The organism is Oleidesulfovibrio sp., from assembly GCF_047973035.1.
Classification (GTDB): Bacteria; Desulfobacterota; Desulfovibrionia; order Desulfovibrionales; family Desulfovibrionaceae; genus Oleidesulfovibrio.
The window spans coordinates 131,394-145,685 of record NZ_JBKEBF010000008.1; the positions used below are offsets into that span (position 1 = coordinate 131,394).

The 14,292-nt window shown below is 50.2% G+C and carries 14 protein-coding genes; 10 read left to right on the forward strand and 4 right to left on the reverse strand.

Annotation, left to right across the window (positions count from 1 at the left end):
- Positions 1-155: 155 nt before the first annotated feature.
- Positions 156-2,654 (reverse strand): glycosyltransferase, encoded by a 2,499-nt coding sequence (locus ACK5LI_RS02075; protein WP_416945973.1) that lies wholly within the window; start codon positions 2,652-2,654, stop codon positions 156-158.
- Positions 2,655-3,125: 471 nt separating this feature from the next.
- On the opposite strand from ACK5LI_RS02075, the gene ACK5LI_RS02080 reads away from it, so the two are divergent.
- The 3 genes from ACK5LI_RS02080 to ACK5LI_RS02090 are packed head-to-tail and all read left to right on the forward strand — an operon-like array spanning position 3,126 to position 6,457.
- A complete protein-coding gene (locus tag ACK5LI_RS02080) occupies positions 3,126-4,730 on the forward strand; it encodes a recombinase family protein (RefSeq protein WP_416945974.1) in 1,605 nt (534 codons plus the stop codon).
- Complete coding sequence (locus ACK5LI_RS02085) at positions 4,696-5,559, forward strand: ParB/RepB/Spo0J family partition protein (RefSeq protein ID WP_416945975.1); 864 nt, start codon at positions 4,696-4,698, stop codon at positions 5,557-5,559. Before ACK5LI_RS02080 ends, ACK5LI_RS02085 begins: the two co-directional genes overlap by 35 nt.
- Before the next feature lie 4 nt (positions 5,560-5,563).
- Positions 5,564-6,457, forward strand: coding sequence for a plasmid partitioning protein RepB C-terminal domain-containing protein (locus ACK5LI_RS02090; RefSeq protein ID WP_416945976.1), 894 nt, complete (start codon positions 5,564-5,566; stop codon positions 6,455-6,457).
- A gap of 89 nt (positions 6,458-6,546) precedes the next feature.
- Here the strand turns inward: ACK5LI_RS02090 and ACK5LI_RS02095 are convergent, their stop codons facing one another.
- The 3 genes from ACK5LI_RS02095 to ACK5LI_RS02105 form a co-directional block, all read right to left on the reverse strand.
- Complete coding sequence (locus ACK5LI_RS02095) at positions 6,547-7,596, reverse strand: glycosyltransferase (protein ID WP_416945977.1); 1,050 nt, start codon at positions 7,594-7,596, stop codon at positions 6,547-6,549.
- Positions 7,597-7,994: 398 nt separating this feature from the next.
- A complete protein-coding gene (locus ACK5LI_RS02100) occupies positions 7,995-8,897 on the reverse strand; it encodes a TIGR00269 family protein (RefSeq protein WP_416945978.1) in 903 nt (300 codons plus the stop codon).
- Positions 8,898-8,981: 84 nt separating this feature from the next.
- A complete protein-coding gene (locus ACK5LI_RS02105; RefSeq protein WP_416945979.1) occupies positions 8,982-9,203 on the reverse strand; it encodes a MoaD/ThiS family protein in 222 nt (73 codons plus the stop codon).
- Between the two features lie 283 nt (positions 9,204-9,486).
- Here ACK5LI_RS02105 and ACK5LI_RS02110 point away from each other — a divergent pair, with 283 nt between their 5' ends.
- From ACK5LI_RS02110 to rfaE2, 7 genes are all read left to right on the forward strand, one after another.
- On the forward strand, positions 9,487-9,750 hold the full coding sequence (locus ACK5LI_RS02110; RefSeq protein WP_416945980.1) for a hypothetical protein: 264 nt from the start codon (positions 9,487-9,489) through the stop codon (positions 9,748-9,750).
- Positions 9,751-9,786: 36 nt separating this feature from the next.
- Positions 9,787-10,086 (forward strand): DVUA0089 family protein, encoded by a 300-nt coding sequence (locus ACK5LI_RS02115; RefSeq protein WP_416945981.1) that lies wholly within the window; start codon positions 9,787-9,789, stop codon positions 10,084-10,086.
- Positions 10,087-10,287: 201 nt separating this feature from the next.
- Positions 10,288-10,656, forward strand: coding sequence for a response regulator (locus tag ACK5LI_RS02120; RefSeq protein WP_416945982.1), 369 nt, complete (start codon positions 10,288-10,290; stop codon positions 10,654-10,656).
- Positions 10,657-11,042: 386 nt separating this feature from the next.
- The gene (locus ACK5LI_RS02125; protein ID WP_416945983.1) at positions 11,043-11,714 is read left to right on the forward strand and encodes a site-2 protease family protein; all 672 of its coding nucleotides are present in this window, start codon (positions 11,043-11,045) and stop codon (positions 11,712-11,714) included.
- Between the two features lie 26 nt (positions 11,715-11,740).
- The gene (trpS, locus tag ACK5LI_RS02130; protein WP_416945984.1) at positions 11,741-12,730 is read left to right on the forward strand and encodes a tryptophan--tRNA ligase; all 990 of its coding nucleotides are present in this window, start codon (positions 11,741-11,743) and stop codon (positions 12,728-12,730) included.
- A gap of 62 nt (positions 12,731-12,792) precedes the next feature.
- Positions 12,793-13,575: a YkgJ family cysteine cluster protein gene (locus ACK5LI_RS02135; protein ID WP_416945985.1), complete on the forward strand. Its 783-nt coding sequence runs from the start codon at positions 12,793-12,795 to the stop codon at positions 13,573-13,575.
- The gene (gene rfaE2, locus ACK5LI_RS02140) at positions 13,575-14,084 is read left to right on the forward strand and encodes a D-glycero-beta-D-manno-heptose 1-phosphate adenylyltransferase (RefSeq protein WP_416945986.1); all 510 of its coding nucleotides are present in this window, start codon (positions 13,575-13,577) and stop codon (positions 14,082-14,084) included. The genes ACK5LI_RS02135 and rfaE2 overlap by 1 nt, the downstream gene beginning before the upstream one ends.
- Positions 14,085-14,292: the final 208 nt, after the last annotated feature.

Genomic DNA, 14,292 nt, shown 5'->3' on the forward strand with positions numbered 1-14,292 from the left:
GAAGCTATAAAGAAATCAGACAGCAGCGATGGCCGATGCCCTCTGCCTGCTGTTTGCCTGATAGAGTCTGTGGTTAACTACTGACGGCTCAGGTCGTGGCTACGTGCAGCGTCGTCGTTTTTTGTTCTGCCAGCAGGAAAAGAGGCAGGCGTGCATCACGCCACATTTTCGACTCGGTACATATCCCATTGCTGAAGGAATGCAGCCTCGAACGAGCGGCTTTCCGCATAGGCACGTGCTTCGCGGCGCATCCGGGTAAGCTGCTTTTTATCAGCGCAAAGGGCTTCCATGGCGCGAGCCAGTGCCTGCGCGTTGCCTTCCGGTACTATGGTGCCTGTCTCATGGGGCAGCAGGTTTTCGCAGGGGCCGCCCTTGTCAGTTACAATGACGGGCAGGCCGGATGCCTGCGCTTCCAGCACTACGTTGCCGAAAGTATCGGTGCCGGACGGAAAGACGAAAACATCGGCAGAGGCATAGGCTGCGCTCAGTTCATCATCGGCAAGGTAGCCGGTGAAGATGACAGGCAGCCCTGCAAGCGCAGACTGCATGGGTTCCGCCCAGGGGCCGTCACCCACAATGACTAGTTCGACATCGTTACGACGGTTTATCAGCTGCTTGAAAGCCTGCGCCAGTATGTGCAGGTTTTTTTCGCGTGAAATGCGGCCCACGTAAAGCAGGCGTGTTTTGTCAGGCGCGCTGTTGTACTTTTTGTAGAACCCGTTGCGGTATGCAGGGTTGAAACGCTCGGTATCAATGCCTCTGGGGTAGAACACCACTTTGTTCGGGTGGATACCGCGGGCTATCAGGTCTTGCGCAGTCGCTCTGGAAGGTACGTATACCCTGTCCATCTGATTGTAATACCACACCATGTAACGCCACATTGCGTCTTCCAGCCCTGCGTCTTCGGTCAGCATGCTGACATATTGCGGAAAGGCCGTGTGGTACGTGGCATGGATGGGCAACTTAAGGATACGGGCAACTGCCAGAGCCATCAGCCCCATGGGCCCAGGGGTGGCAGAGTGTATGTGCGTGAAGTCTTCTGTGTAGCAGTAACGGATTATATCAAGCACCGGCGGAGAGAACAGCTTCAGTTCAGGATATTCAGGCATGGTGCAGGTTCCTACGGATGGAAAATTAACAACACCTTGTAGTCTGACCGGTTCACCTCCTTCCGGTCCGCAGGTGATAATTTTCAGCTGCTTGTCATTTTTTATGGCCATCTCCATCTGCATTTGCAAAGTCAGGGCAACGCCGTTCACATCGTGAAACGTGTCGGTAAAGTGCCCCACGTTCAGACTGGCATGGGGCCGGTGTGTATCCGTAAAGGCATCGCGGCACTGGCGGCAGAATTCGCGGTCTCTGGTGAACAGCGTATATGCGACAAAATATGGTACAAGCATGGCGTACAGCGATCCCGCAGACCCCATGCTGTTGAATACACTGAACAGGTTGGCACCCTGCAGGTTGTCCATCAGACTGGCGCCGAAGCCGGTCATTACTTTTTGTGTGGCACGGTTCACAAACCGGTACCATGTTTCTTCTCCGGTCGTGCTGCCTGCATCTGCATTTGCAGCGGCCTTGGCATGCGGGCGCGGCGTAGCTGCTTTTAGCTGACCTGCCGCAATGTTACGCAGCTCTTCGTCGCGCCAGATGATGTCTTCGGCTTCTTTTTGCAACAGCCCCTGCACAGAACGCGGCGGGCCGGAGAAAAAGTGTGCGGGCCTGCGATAACCGATGAGACTGTGCAGCTTGGTCATCAGACCGCTTTCCGGTTCCTGCGCAGCGCATAGTGATTTGTCGACAAAGCGCAGCAACAGGTCGCGATGAACGTGCTGCCCCAGCGAAAACTTATCTTTATAGAACTGGTAGGCGATGGAGTAGAGGTTGTGGGCCATGGTTTCCGGCGTGGCATCGCGGCCTGCCGGTTGCGAGCGGCCATTCATAACGCCGTGCAGGTAGTCTTCAATGTGCAGTTCTCTCCGCGCATTGATTCCGGTCACTATGGTGTGGCTGCGGGCGATGTTCAGCGAAGAATGGTCGTCGGAGCCAGCGGTCAGGTTTTTGAGCCATGGCTTTTCCATACGCGGGGCCATGTTATGCTTCGCAGCCAATTTTTCCATGGCTGGAGCGTCAAGGTTTTGCAGAATTTCCCGCAGGATGTTGTTCTGGTAGGCATCGCGTGAGCCGTTCAGCTCGAACGTGCGGAAAAGCAGCAGCATGCGTTCGAGGTGGCTGACAGTAAGCTTGTCGTTAAGTGAATACATCGGATGGGCGATGCCGTGCGGGATGCCTGTGTATATGAGGTAATCCACAAGCTCGTAGACGTTTTCGCGCAGGCGGGAGATGTCTTGATGATGAGCTTCGGTGATGTTCCATGCCAGTACATGAAGCTTGCACCGGTCTTCAGGAAAATATGCGGTTATTTCTTCGCTGATGAAGGTGTTCGGCAGGTGGGCAATCTCAAGACTGCCGGATATTGTATTGTGATCGGTGATGGTGACCAGATCCATGCCGCGTTGCAGGGCTGTATGATACAGCACGAGCGGGTCTGTATAACTCTCTGCGCAGCCTAGCTTTTGCAGAATCCATTGCGATGGTCTGGTTGAATACCGCGAGTGGACATGCAGATCGGCCTTAAGCGCTGTTTCATCCATCGAAGCCTCCCGGGGCGTTGCCCTATGCCATCAGGCATCATCTTTTTGATCAGGATATTGGCTACAACAGGTGGCAGGTGCGTGCCGTTGTTGTGGAAATTTCTTGTCCGTTTGATGGCGGACGTGTGGCGGGGAGGGATTAGCTCTTTGAATTATGTTGGCAGGTGATTGTATGAAGTCTTCAATAAACTTATAGCAATGCCGCATTTTTAATAAGTCTAGAGCAGTTATCCCTGTACTGCGATAATACCAGTTGCGAACACGTTCTGTGGGTATATTAAGGTCCAACGCAACTTGCTTAGTCGTAAGTTTGTTTTTCTTTAGTATGAGCACAATGCAAGATGTCAATATTGTATTATTAATTTCTATGTTGTGGCAAATCTGCCACAATAACTTTCTAGACATAACTCTTTCTCTGGTTGAGATTGTAAAACTGAAAACTCAATAACAGAATAGGGAGCTGTTCAGTTGATGCTGCAAGGAGAAAGAACATATACCGTTGAAGAGGTGCAACAGCTTGGGCTTAAATGTGCCATCTATGTCCGGATGTCGACAGACCTTCAAGCGGAGTCTTTAGAGAATCAAGAACGGCAAATCCGCTCTTTTGCACTCCATTACGGCATAGAAGTAGTTGAAGTCTATGCCGACTTCGGTGTTAGCGGAATGACAGCAGAAGGCCGTGAGCAGTTTCTCGCTTTGATTGCTGATGTTGAGGCCGGTGAGAATACCTTTAATCTCGTTTTGTATTTGGATGAAAGTCGCTGGGGGCGCTTTGTTAACAGTCGCGATGCGGAGTTTTATAGGATGTTGTTGGAACGAAAGAACGTCATGTGCCACCCCTGTGACAAGCCTCTGTCGCTTACGAGCACATTGGCTGATCGTATCATGACCTTACTAAGAGATGAGAGTGCCAGTGACTACTGCCGTCAGCTATCTCGAAAGGTATGGATTGGCCAATGTAATTTGGTTGAAAAAGGTTATCGGCAAGGGGGTGTTGCAGGGTACGGACTCCGGAGAATGCTTTTAGATGAAGCAGGCCATCGCAAACAAGAGTTAGTGATAGGACAACGTAAAAGCTTGCTTACAGAGCGCGTGATATTAATCCCTGGTCCCGAGGAAGAAAAAGATAATGTTCTTTGGATTTATGATCAATTTATCAAAGGGATGCGTGAGTCAGAGATTGCAACCCATCTAAATCAGCGGGGGGTGTGCAATCAATTTGGGCGACCTTGGTCTCGTGGGACAGTGCGAGAAGTGCTTACCAACGAGAAATACATTGGAACCAATGTATTTAATAGAACATCCAACAAAATGAAAAGTAAGACAAAGGTTAACCCAGAAGGTGAGTGGATTCGTAAAGAAGGAGCATTTGAGCCTTTAGTGGATATGGAGCGGTTCTATACTGTACGGGGAATATATCGGGAGCGGAGCAAAAAACTAACAGATACAGAGTTATTGCAAGGGCTTCGGGAGCTTTATGATCGTCAAGGGCGTCTGTCAGCCTTGATCATTGATGAAGCAGGCTCCTTGCCACCGAGTAGTTTGTTTCGTACCCGCTTTGGCGGTCTTCTACGCGCATATCGGATGATTGGCTACACCCCAGAACGGGACTATCAATATGTTGCCATTAATCAACGCTTACGCGCCTTACACTTTGAAATAGTTGCAGATGTAATCAATCGTGTGGAAGCGTTGTGTGGGAGGCACATCCTCGTCGATCCTGAAAGTTGTTTAATGGAGCTCAATTACAACTTATTCATTTCCATAGTAATTAGCCGATGTGTTGCCACCTCTTCAGGGGGACGACGTTGGAATATTAGATTTGATACTGGGCTTCGGCCAGACATAACCATTGCTGTGCGTATGAATCTCAATAACGAAGCTATACATGACTATTATATCTTGCCCGCACTTGAATTTTCTTATGATCTTTTGAAATTATATGAAAGGAATATAGGGTTTCTAGATAGTTTTCGGACAGATAGCTTGGAAAATATGCTCAGTTTGAGTGTTAATATTCCCCTAGATAAGGCGGTCAAAGATGCACATAGACGAAGTCAAACTTATCCCCATTGAGGAAATTAACATTTTGAACCCGCGCGTTCGTAACCAAATTATCGCAGAAGAAATACGACAGAACATTTTGAATGTAGGTCTTAAGCGGCCAATAACGGTCACGCTGCGAGGCAAGAGAAATGGGAAAATGTATGACCTTGTTTGCGGGCAAGGACGGTTGGAAGCGTATATTGCAGCTGGGGAGGATGAGATTCCGGCAATAATACGTGAAGTAAGCAGAGAAGAAGCACACCTTATGAGTTTGGTTGAGAATATTGCTCGACGAAGCAGTAATGCTCTCGAATTGTTGCAGAGCATCAAGCTTCTACGAGAACGAGGATATTCTAATAGCGATATTGCCAGAAAAACGAACCTCGGAAAAAATTATATCCAAGGAATTATCCGGTTATTGGACCAAGGAGAAGAGTATTTGGTCAGCGCAGTGGAAAAAGGGCGTGTTCCTTTGTATCAAGCGATTATGATTGCAACAGAAAGAGATTCTGATGTGCAGAAAGCTTTAGCTGGTGCGTATGAATCTGGCGAATTGTCTGGGAAGAAGTTTAAGGAGATTCAGAAGATTGTGACGCGCCGTAAGCATTATGGAAAGGGGAAGTACGCTCCTATCCGTCCCTCAAACAAAATTTCAGCTGAAGAGTTGATTGCAGCATATGAAAGGGAGTCAAAAGAGAAAAAGCAATTAGTGGCGCAATCGTATTATATTAAACAAGCATTGACGTATACGACAAGCGCACTTTCTATGTTACTAGAAGATGTTCATTTTAGAAATCAGCTTAAAGCTGTAGGTATGCATGATATTCCTAAAAATATTTTAGGAATATTAGATAGGTAAGGGTATGGCGGATAGAATAAAGCAAGGTTTTCAAACGGAACTCATTGAACTTGAAGTGTTTGATTTGCACCAGACAAGAAGAGTTTTTTCACAGAGCCTACGGGGAAGAAAATATATCCAAATACTATCTTCAATTAAAGAGGTTGGATTGATTGAGGCTCCAGTGGTTTCTCCTCTTGGAAATGGTAATGGCTATTTGCTGCTAGATGGACATTTACGCCTTGCAGCACTTAAGGAGCTTGGTATTGAACGCGTCTCATGTCTTGTTGCAACAGAAGATGAAGCCTATACTTATAACAAATATATCAACAAGCTTTCAGCGATCCAAGAACACAGGATGATTGTGAAGGCAATAGAAGCTGGCGTTTCGGAAGAGAAACTTGCTGCGGCTTTAAACCTTGAGTTGCGAACAATTAGAAATAAGAAGTATTTACTTGCAGGGGTTTCTTCTGAAGTAGTTGAACTACTGAAGGATAAGCCTGTACCGGAGCCTGTATTTCGAGTGCTCAAAAGAATGAAAGCGGCAAGACAACTCACTGTCGCAATGCTTATGAATGATCAGAATAAGTTTAGTTCGACCTATGCCAAAGCCCTTTTGAATGGAACTCCAACGGATCAACTCATAGCTAAAGGGAAACCGACGCAGGGTAATCCTGCAATTCTGGCAAGGCAAGCTAGACTTGAAGAAGAGAGCTTAGCCTTGTCTCAGGAAGTTTGTTCGCTGAAAGAACAGTATGGAATTGATATGGTAGATTTTATTTCGATCCAGTCATATTTGAAAAGATTGCTCGGTAATGAAGAGGTTACAACGTATTTACAAAAGTACCACGAAGCGATTTTTGAGAAGTTCAAAGAGATGGTTGAACTTGATCTATTTAAGTTTAAAGGAATAACGTAGTTGTTTTTTTATGATAACTTCTACCAATGTCTGAATTAGCTGTTTATTAACTCCTCTATCCTTAGATAATGTTTTAAAAAGTTCTCCTTCTAAGAAGCCAGCAAGTAATCAATACCCTTGCGATATCCTTTTGCGGCAAGGAACGGCTCAAGTTCTTCCGCGGCACCGTGCCCGGCAAGGTATGCAAGGCAGAATCCTTTGCCTGTTTCGGGTAGCGCGTTGCGTCCGCAGACGCGGATGCCGTCTACGATGTTGCCGATTTTGCGCGGGTCAACGTCAATCCAGCAGCGGATGGTGATGCCGTGCTCACGTAGCAGATTGGCGCGGCGTCTGCTTGTTTTGCCTGCGCCGATAATGGTGATTTCGGGATGGTGCGGATTGTTTTGCGCAAGCCAGCGTGCGAGATAGCGTGTTTTCAGGGCGTAAAAATTATCCACGTCATAATTGGCATGCGTGCGTGAAAGTCGCGTGGGCGGGTCGTACCAGTTCAGCAGGGTCTGAGGCAGCTTCTGCATGTTTACACCTGCTTCAAGCCAGCGCAGCCACAGCTCGTAATCTTCAGGAAACGGGCCGTCTGCATACTTTCCGTGCTCGGCAATAAGCGACGCGCGGAACATGACGGAAGGGTGCGCAAAAGGAGATTCGCGAAAGCGTTCAAGCGCGATGTCCTCTGCCGTCAGTAAGGTGTTTGTCCAGTCCACATAGCGTGCATAGCCGCCGTTTACCTCTCTGTCACCGGCAAAGTTGACACGGCACGAGACAAGGCCCGTCTGAGGTGATGCGTCAAGGCAGGCCGCTTGCAATGCCAGTCTTTCAGGATGGCAGGTATCATCGGCATCCATACGGGCGATGTAACGCCCCCGCGCTGCTTCCAGCCCTGCGTTAAGAGCGGCTACAATGCCCCCGTGCGGAATGGAAACAGGGAGTACGCGGCTGTCTGCCTGTGCGTAGCTTTTTAAAATGCGCAACGTGTCATCATCAGAACCGTCATCCACAGCCACAAGTTCAAAGCTATCATATTGCTGCGCCAGCACACTCTGCACAGCGGATTCAAGGGCGCTTTGCCCGTCTCGCTGTAGCGAAGCCGCGTTGTAGACTGGCATAAGAACGGAAACTGCGGGTCTGGGTGACGTTGTCATAGCATTGATGGCTGGTTGGAGTTGCTGCGCGCTGTCCGGTTAATTGATGGCCCGGGCCGGACTAGTTTGCAGATGTAAGAAAAGTATCCGGCTTGAAGAGCAGGATTTGCACTGTCAGGTGCATTCCGCGGTTATCTGAGGCTTCGGATTGTTTGAAAAAAAGAGATAATGCAAACCGGAACCGCCGTGTGCCACCTGTCTAAAATATCAGATAGCAGTTTCGCAAGCATGTTTCCGGTTGCGCGGGGCGGGGCAGAGGAGCTTAGCACTTTGGTTTGCCGCAAGGAGTCGCGGGAAATGCGTACTCACCTTTCATACAAAGCTGGTAGGATGACCCTTTTATCATAACATGAAACTCCGCCCTGCCGGTAAGGTTGCAGGCAGGGCGGAGGAGATACTTAATCCTGAGATACTGCTTCGCGAATGCGGCAGACACCGCATACTTCTGCGGAAGTGGGGTACCCGCATTTTTCACACGGCTGCAATTCGTCACCGTGGGTTTCTTCGTGCTTGGCAAACACTTCTTTACCGCGCTCCAGAAAGCCTAGGTAAAAATCCAGCTTGCGGCCGGGCATCTGTTCTTCAAGGTCGGCCCACAGCTTTTTGTACTGTGTAAAGCTTGCGCCTTGCGAGTAGGGGCAGGGCGCATAGTGGTATTCAATGCCCTGCAAAAAGCTGTAGTTGGCGGTTTCGAACTCCGACAGACGGTACAGTGGTTTGATTTTGCGCGCAAAACCACCTTCTGCAGGCAGGCCGGGGCCCTGATCGCTAAGGTAGGCAAGGTCCCATCGCAGGGTGTTGGAGAACAGACGTGCGATTTCGTCATCAAGGTTATGGCCGGTGGCAAGCACCGTATAGCCTTCATCCAGCGCGGTTTTGTTAAAGAAGTAGCGCTTGATTTTACCGCATGCGGAGCAGATGGGGCGGTTCAAGCGTGCTTTTACGTCGGGAATTGCCAGCCCTTCTTTTGCCATTTCCTTAACAATCAGCTTGAAGCCGTGCTTTTCGCAAAAGCGCTCGACCACGCCGCGGGCGGCTTCGGAAGAGTTCGGGATGGAAAGATCAATGTGCAGGCCGGTTACATTGTAGCCAAGCTTGCTGAGCACCAGCATGAGCGCCAGCGAATCCTTGCCGCCGGAAAGGGCAACAAGGATGCGGTCTTCAAATGTGAGCAGCTTTTGTCTGCGGATGCCCTTTTCTACCTGACGGGTAAAAAACAGGTCGTAGCACTCTTCGCAGAAACCTGCATGATGGCTGGGCAGCGCTACTGCGGCTGTCGCTTTGCAGCGTTTACATTTCATGGTGTGTTTTCCTGTAGTTTGTGTTCATGCGGCCCCCCATGATGTGCGGGGATGCCGGAGCCGTGCCGGAGGCAACAAGCCGTATCAGCCTGCAGAAACCACTGTGCGGACGATTAGTTCGTCGCCGCGGAAAAGCTTGCGGTCGGGGGTAAGCAGCTTGCCGTCGCGGATGACAAGCACGGTGCCCTTGCGCGCGCCTACTTTGTTCAGCAGCTGATGCACGCTGGTGACGTAGGGCAGCTCAAGCTTTTTGCCGGAAGGTTGCAGCTCTACGGTTGTGCCGTATTTGTTGCTTTTTTCGGTCATATAAGCCGTTCCGATAGTTGAAGGTGTACACAGCAAAAACGTGTCCGCGGATGGTATGCGGCCATGTTCTTCGCCTTTACATGTGTGCAGCGCCATGAATACGCTGCGGCAGCTGGCAACATGCCCCGATTGGCGCCTGTTGGCAACGACTGACTAAGGAACAGCTTGTTTTTGCAATACGCATGTTGGCAGCGGTGGAACTGCTGCTTTCTAGTAGTGGAATTTTAGTGAGTGATATATTCTGCCGCGTTGGAATGAGTGAATTGCAAAAGGAGGAGACTGTATGATCAGAAAGTTACTGGGGGCGCTGACATTGGTAATGATTTGGAACATGTCCGCTGCAGCAGGTTCAGATTTTGATTTTACCGGAAACCTTACATACCACAATGACATCCACTACTATAAAATTGTTATGCAGAAGGGGGCGGATACACAGCTTTTCACCACCTCGTGGTTGGGGGCAACTTTGACCCCATGCTGGCAATCTGGACTGCTGACGGTGAGTTGCTGGAGTTTATGGATGATGCATTGTATTCGCGCTCGGTGAAGTCAAACGGCGTATCCTACACGTTTGGCAGAAAGGATGTCCGCATACGCGTTGGAGCCGGGGGAATATACGGTGACGCTGAATGCATATTACAATGTGAACAAGTCGGACTATCTTGCCGATGGTTTTGCTTATGACGGCCAGCCTCCTGTGGAGATTGTCAATTGGGACCAGCAATGGGAAGGCGTGAATCCGGATTTTTACGATCTGCACATTGTTAATGTGGACTGGGCAGGGGTGGCACCCACTCCCGCGCCGGAGCCCTCCGCCCTGCTGTTGCTGGCGGTCGGCCTTGGCGGGCTGGCCTTTTATGGCCGTCGTAACTCTGCCGTATAACAGATTGTAACGTTAACTTGATAAAAACGCCCTGAGAGATCGGGGCGTTTTTTTATACTTTGTTGCAGGAGACGTTGCCTGTTATGTAGATGATGGTGTATTTTTGTACTGAAAATATTTTACGCGACACTGGCTCACGCATAGCCCGCTGCAGCGGCACGTTGGTTGCCCGTAGCGGGGCGGGGCAGAAAAGGAGGCATCATGCCTGCGAAAACGATACTAGTGGTAGATGACGAAAAGCACATCAGGATGCTGTATAAAGAAGAGCTGGAAGCAGAAGGGTACGCCGTTGTCACCTCTGACGGGCAGGAGCCTATTATGGAGGTCATCGCGCGGGAACAGCCTAATCTGGTGATTCTTGATATCAAGCTTGCGCCGGATGTCTCCGGCCTTGATCTGCTGCAGCAGATACGCAGCCATAACCATGATCTGCCTGTGATTCTGAGTACCGCGTACGACAGCTTTCAGCACGATCTGAAGTCGATTGCTGCTGACTACTATGTGGTGAAATCCGTGGATCAGGAAGAACTGAAGAATAAGGTAGCGCTGGCGCTGGCAAAAACAGAGTAGCTGTACCTGACCCGTTTTACTTCAGACTGCCGGCCAAAGGGTGGCAGGTCTTTTTGTATATCGCGTAAAAACGCCCGCAGCCGTATATCCTGTTGCGGGCGTTTTTGCGCTGTTTGCACGTGATTATAGCGGATTGGAGGGCAGGAGATGCAGGTTGAAACTCTGTGATGCAGCGTGTGTGGTTTGTGTATGCTTTTGGCGCAGGGACTTAGCCCTTAACACATGAACTGCATTGCAGAAGCAGCCCTGCTTGTCCGGCTCTTCAAAATTATGGCTTCTTCACAGCATGACATGCCGGAATGACAAGGCGCTGTGGCAATTCTTTACACTGTGTAAGTGGCGTTTTTCTTGCTCTCCCTGCGTCTTCGTGGTAGCCGCAAGACGCTATGTTTGACATTGATTTTGCACAAAGTGTACAGCGCATCACCGTGGCATTCGTCCCCATGATGCTTGGCATGGTCTGCCATGAGGTTGCTCATGGCTGGGCTGCATGGCGTCTGGGCGATCCCACTGCCAAGTCGCAGGGGCGTCTTACGCTTAATCCCGCGGTACATCTCGACCCGATGGGGTCGCTTATGTTTGTGCTCACTGCACTTACCAGCCCGTTTGTTCTTGGCTGGGCAAAGCCTGTGCCTGTAAATGCCCGTTGGTTCCGCAACCCTTCAAAGGGCATGATGCTGGTTTCTTTTGCCGGCCCGCTGACCAACTTTGTACTGGCAATCTGCTTTGCCTTGTTTGCAAAGGTGCTGACAGTGCTTCCGCCCGCCCTGCAACAGGGCACTGTGTTTGAATTTTTCATCAACATGGCTGCCATCGGCGTATGGATTAACTTTACGCTGGGCTGGTTTAACCTGATTCCCATCCCGCCGCTGGACGGCAGTCATATTCTTGCGGGAATGCTGCCACCAAAAATGGCGTGGCAGTATCATCAGGTAGGCCGTTACGGCATTATTATCGTAATTATTCTGCTTACAAGCGGTATGCTGGGGCGTGTTCTGTGGCCGCTGGTGGATGGCTCCGCCAGAGTGGTTCTGAGTATGTTCGGGCTTGCCGGCTGATTATCTTATCTGGAGGAACACTGACAATGAGCACTAATCGCACTGTTTCGGGCATGCGTCCTACTGGCGCACTGCACCTTGGCCACTATTTCGGCGTGCTGAAGAACTGGGTAGAAATGCAGCACGAAATGGAATCGTTCTTTTTTGTGGCCGACTGGCACGCCCTGACAAGCGACTTTGCCGACCCCTCCCGCATTAAAGAATTTGTTCCCCAGCTGGTGATGGACTGGGTTGCTTCCGGCCTTGATCCGCAGAAGTGTACTATTTTCCAGCAGTCTCAGGTGAAGCAGCATGCCGAACTGCATCTTTTGCTTTCCATGATTACCCCCCTTGGCTGGCTTGAACGCTGTCCCACGTATAAAGAACAGCAACAACAGATTACCAACAAGGATCTGGGTAACTACGGTTTTCTCGGCTACCCTGTGCTGATGGCGTCGGATATCCTTATCTACCGTCCGCAGTGGGTACCTGTGGGGCAGGATCAGTTGCCCCACCTTGAAATGACGCGCGAAATCTGCCGCCGCTTCAATCATTTCTACGGCGATTATCTGGTTGAGCCGCAGGCAAAGCTGACTCCTGCCGCCAAGTGCCCCGGCCTTGACGGACGCAAAATGTCCAAGAGCTACGGCAACGCCATTCACCTCGGGGATTCTATGGAAGAAATCACCCCCAAAGTGCGCGGTATGAAGACGGATGAAAACCGCCTGCGCCGTAATGATCCGGGCAACCCCGAAGTCTGCAACCTGTTCCCCTACCATGAGCTGATGACAGATGCGGACAAGCAGGCAGAAATCCGTCAGGGCTGTTCTTCTGCATCGCTGGGTTGTGTGGATTGTAAAAAGATTCTGCTCGAAAGCCTTGAGCGTTTCCTGACTCCCATCCATGAACGTCGCAGAGAGCTTGAAAGTCGTCCTGATACTGTTCAGGACATCCTGCGCGACGGTAATGCACGGGCCAGAGAAGAAGCTGAGCGCACCATGGAAGGCGTGCGCCAGCGGCTAAGCTTTGACTTTTAATTGAACGACAATAACAGGCGAGCGCACTATGTGCGCTCGCCGCTTTTTATACAGGAGCCGTCATGACCGCGCAGCATAACGATGTCGATACTACTCAGGAATTTCTGGACAGCATGCCGGAACTGAAGCAGGGCGAAAAATTTCAGTTTGCCTGCCATCCCGGGGTGGCCTGCTTCAATGCCTGCTGTTCTGACCTCCGGATGCCGTTGTCGCCTTATGACGTGCTGCAGCTTAGGCAGGAAACAGGGCAGGGCAGCGAAGGTTTCATCAAGGCGTTCACCCGTGTTGAAACCTACCCCAATACCAACTTTCCCATCCTGTACATGAAAATGACAGACGGCCCCGCACGGACCTGTCCTTTTGTGTCGCAGGCAGGCTGTCAGGTATATCCCCACCGTTCTGCGGCGTGCCGTACATACCCGCTCGGCCGTGCTACCCGCGTGGATAACGGCGAGCTTGTGGAACAGTATTTCATTATTGCAGAACAGCACTGTCATGGCTTTTCGGAAGAACCGGTATGGACCAGCGCAGAGTGGCTGCAGGATCAGGAGTTGATACCGTACAACCATTTTGGCGACCGCTATACCAGACTGATGGCCCGTGCTATTGAAAAAGAAATGGTGCTGTCGCAGAAACAGCTTACCTTGTGTCTGCTGGCATTGTACGAGCTGGACCGCTTTGGCGATTTTATTCAGGGTGTGAACCTGTTTGCACGGCTGAATGTTCCGGAAGAAGAGCAGCAACGCATTCTGGAAAATGAAGAAGCTCGTCTTTCATTCGGTCTGGACTGGGTGGAGCTGGTGCTCTTTGGCGATAATGAACGTTTGCAGGTGGTAAACCCGTAATGAGTACCCCTTGTGTACCGTCTGTTCCTGCGCACCCGAAGGTGGTGACTCTGGATGAACTGCTGGCTCAATTGAAAGACCGGCAGGGCGAGCGAGTGGTCTTTACCAACGGTTGTTACGACATACTGCACCCGGGGCATGTAGACCTGCTGGCTCGTGCCCGTGCCGAAGGCGATCTGCTGGTGCTGGGACTGAACAGTGACGACTCTGTCCGCAGATTGGGTAAAGGTGCCGACAGGCCTGTAAATACCTATGCTGTACGTGCGTATGTTGCTGCACACCTGCAAAGCGTGGATTATGTGGCCATGTTTGAAGAAGACACCCCGTATAATCTTATCAAAGCCATCCGGCCTCAGGTGCTTGTGAAGGGCGGAGACTGGAGCGTTGACCGGATTGTGGGACGTGATGTTGTTGAGGCAGGTGGCGGCAGGGTTCTTTCTTTGCCGTTGTTGCAGGGGTTTTCTACTACGAGGCTTATAGAGAAAATTCAAAATTCAGCTGTGTTGTAAGAATACAAAGCTATATGCTGTTAAGCGGTGCATGAAAGTGCGCCGCTTTTTTTATGGTCCGCTTTTGTGTGAAAAAGGACAAATAGTATTCTTAATAAATGTAAAAGTATGAAATATAGTTGTATTGGCTGTAAACAGTAATAGCTGCTTTTATCTTGCTGTGTTGCTTCGTACTCCTTATAGTTGCTACTAACTAGTTTAAAATAAA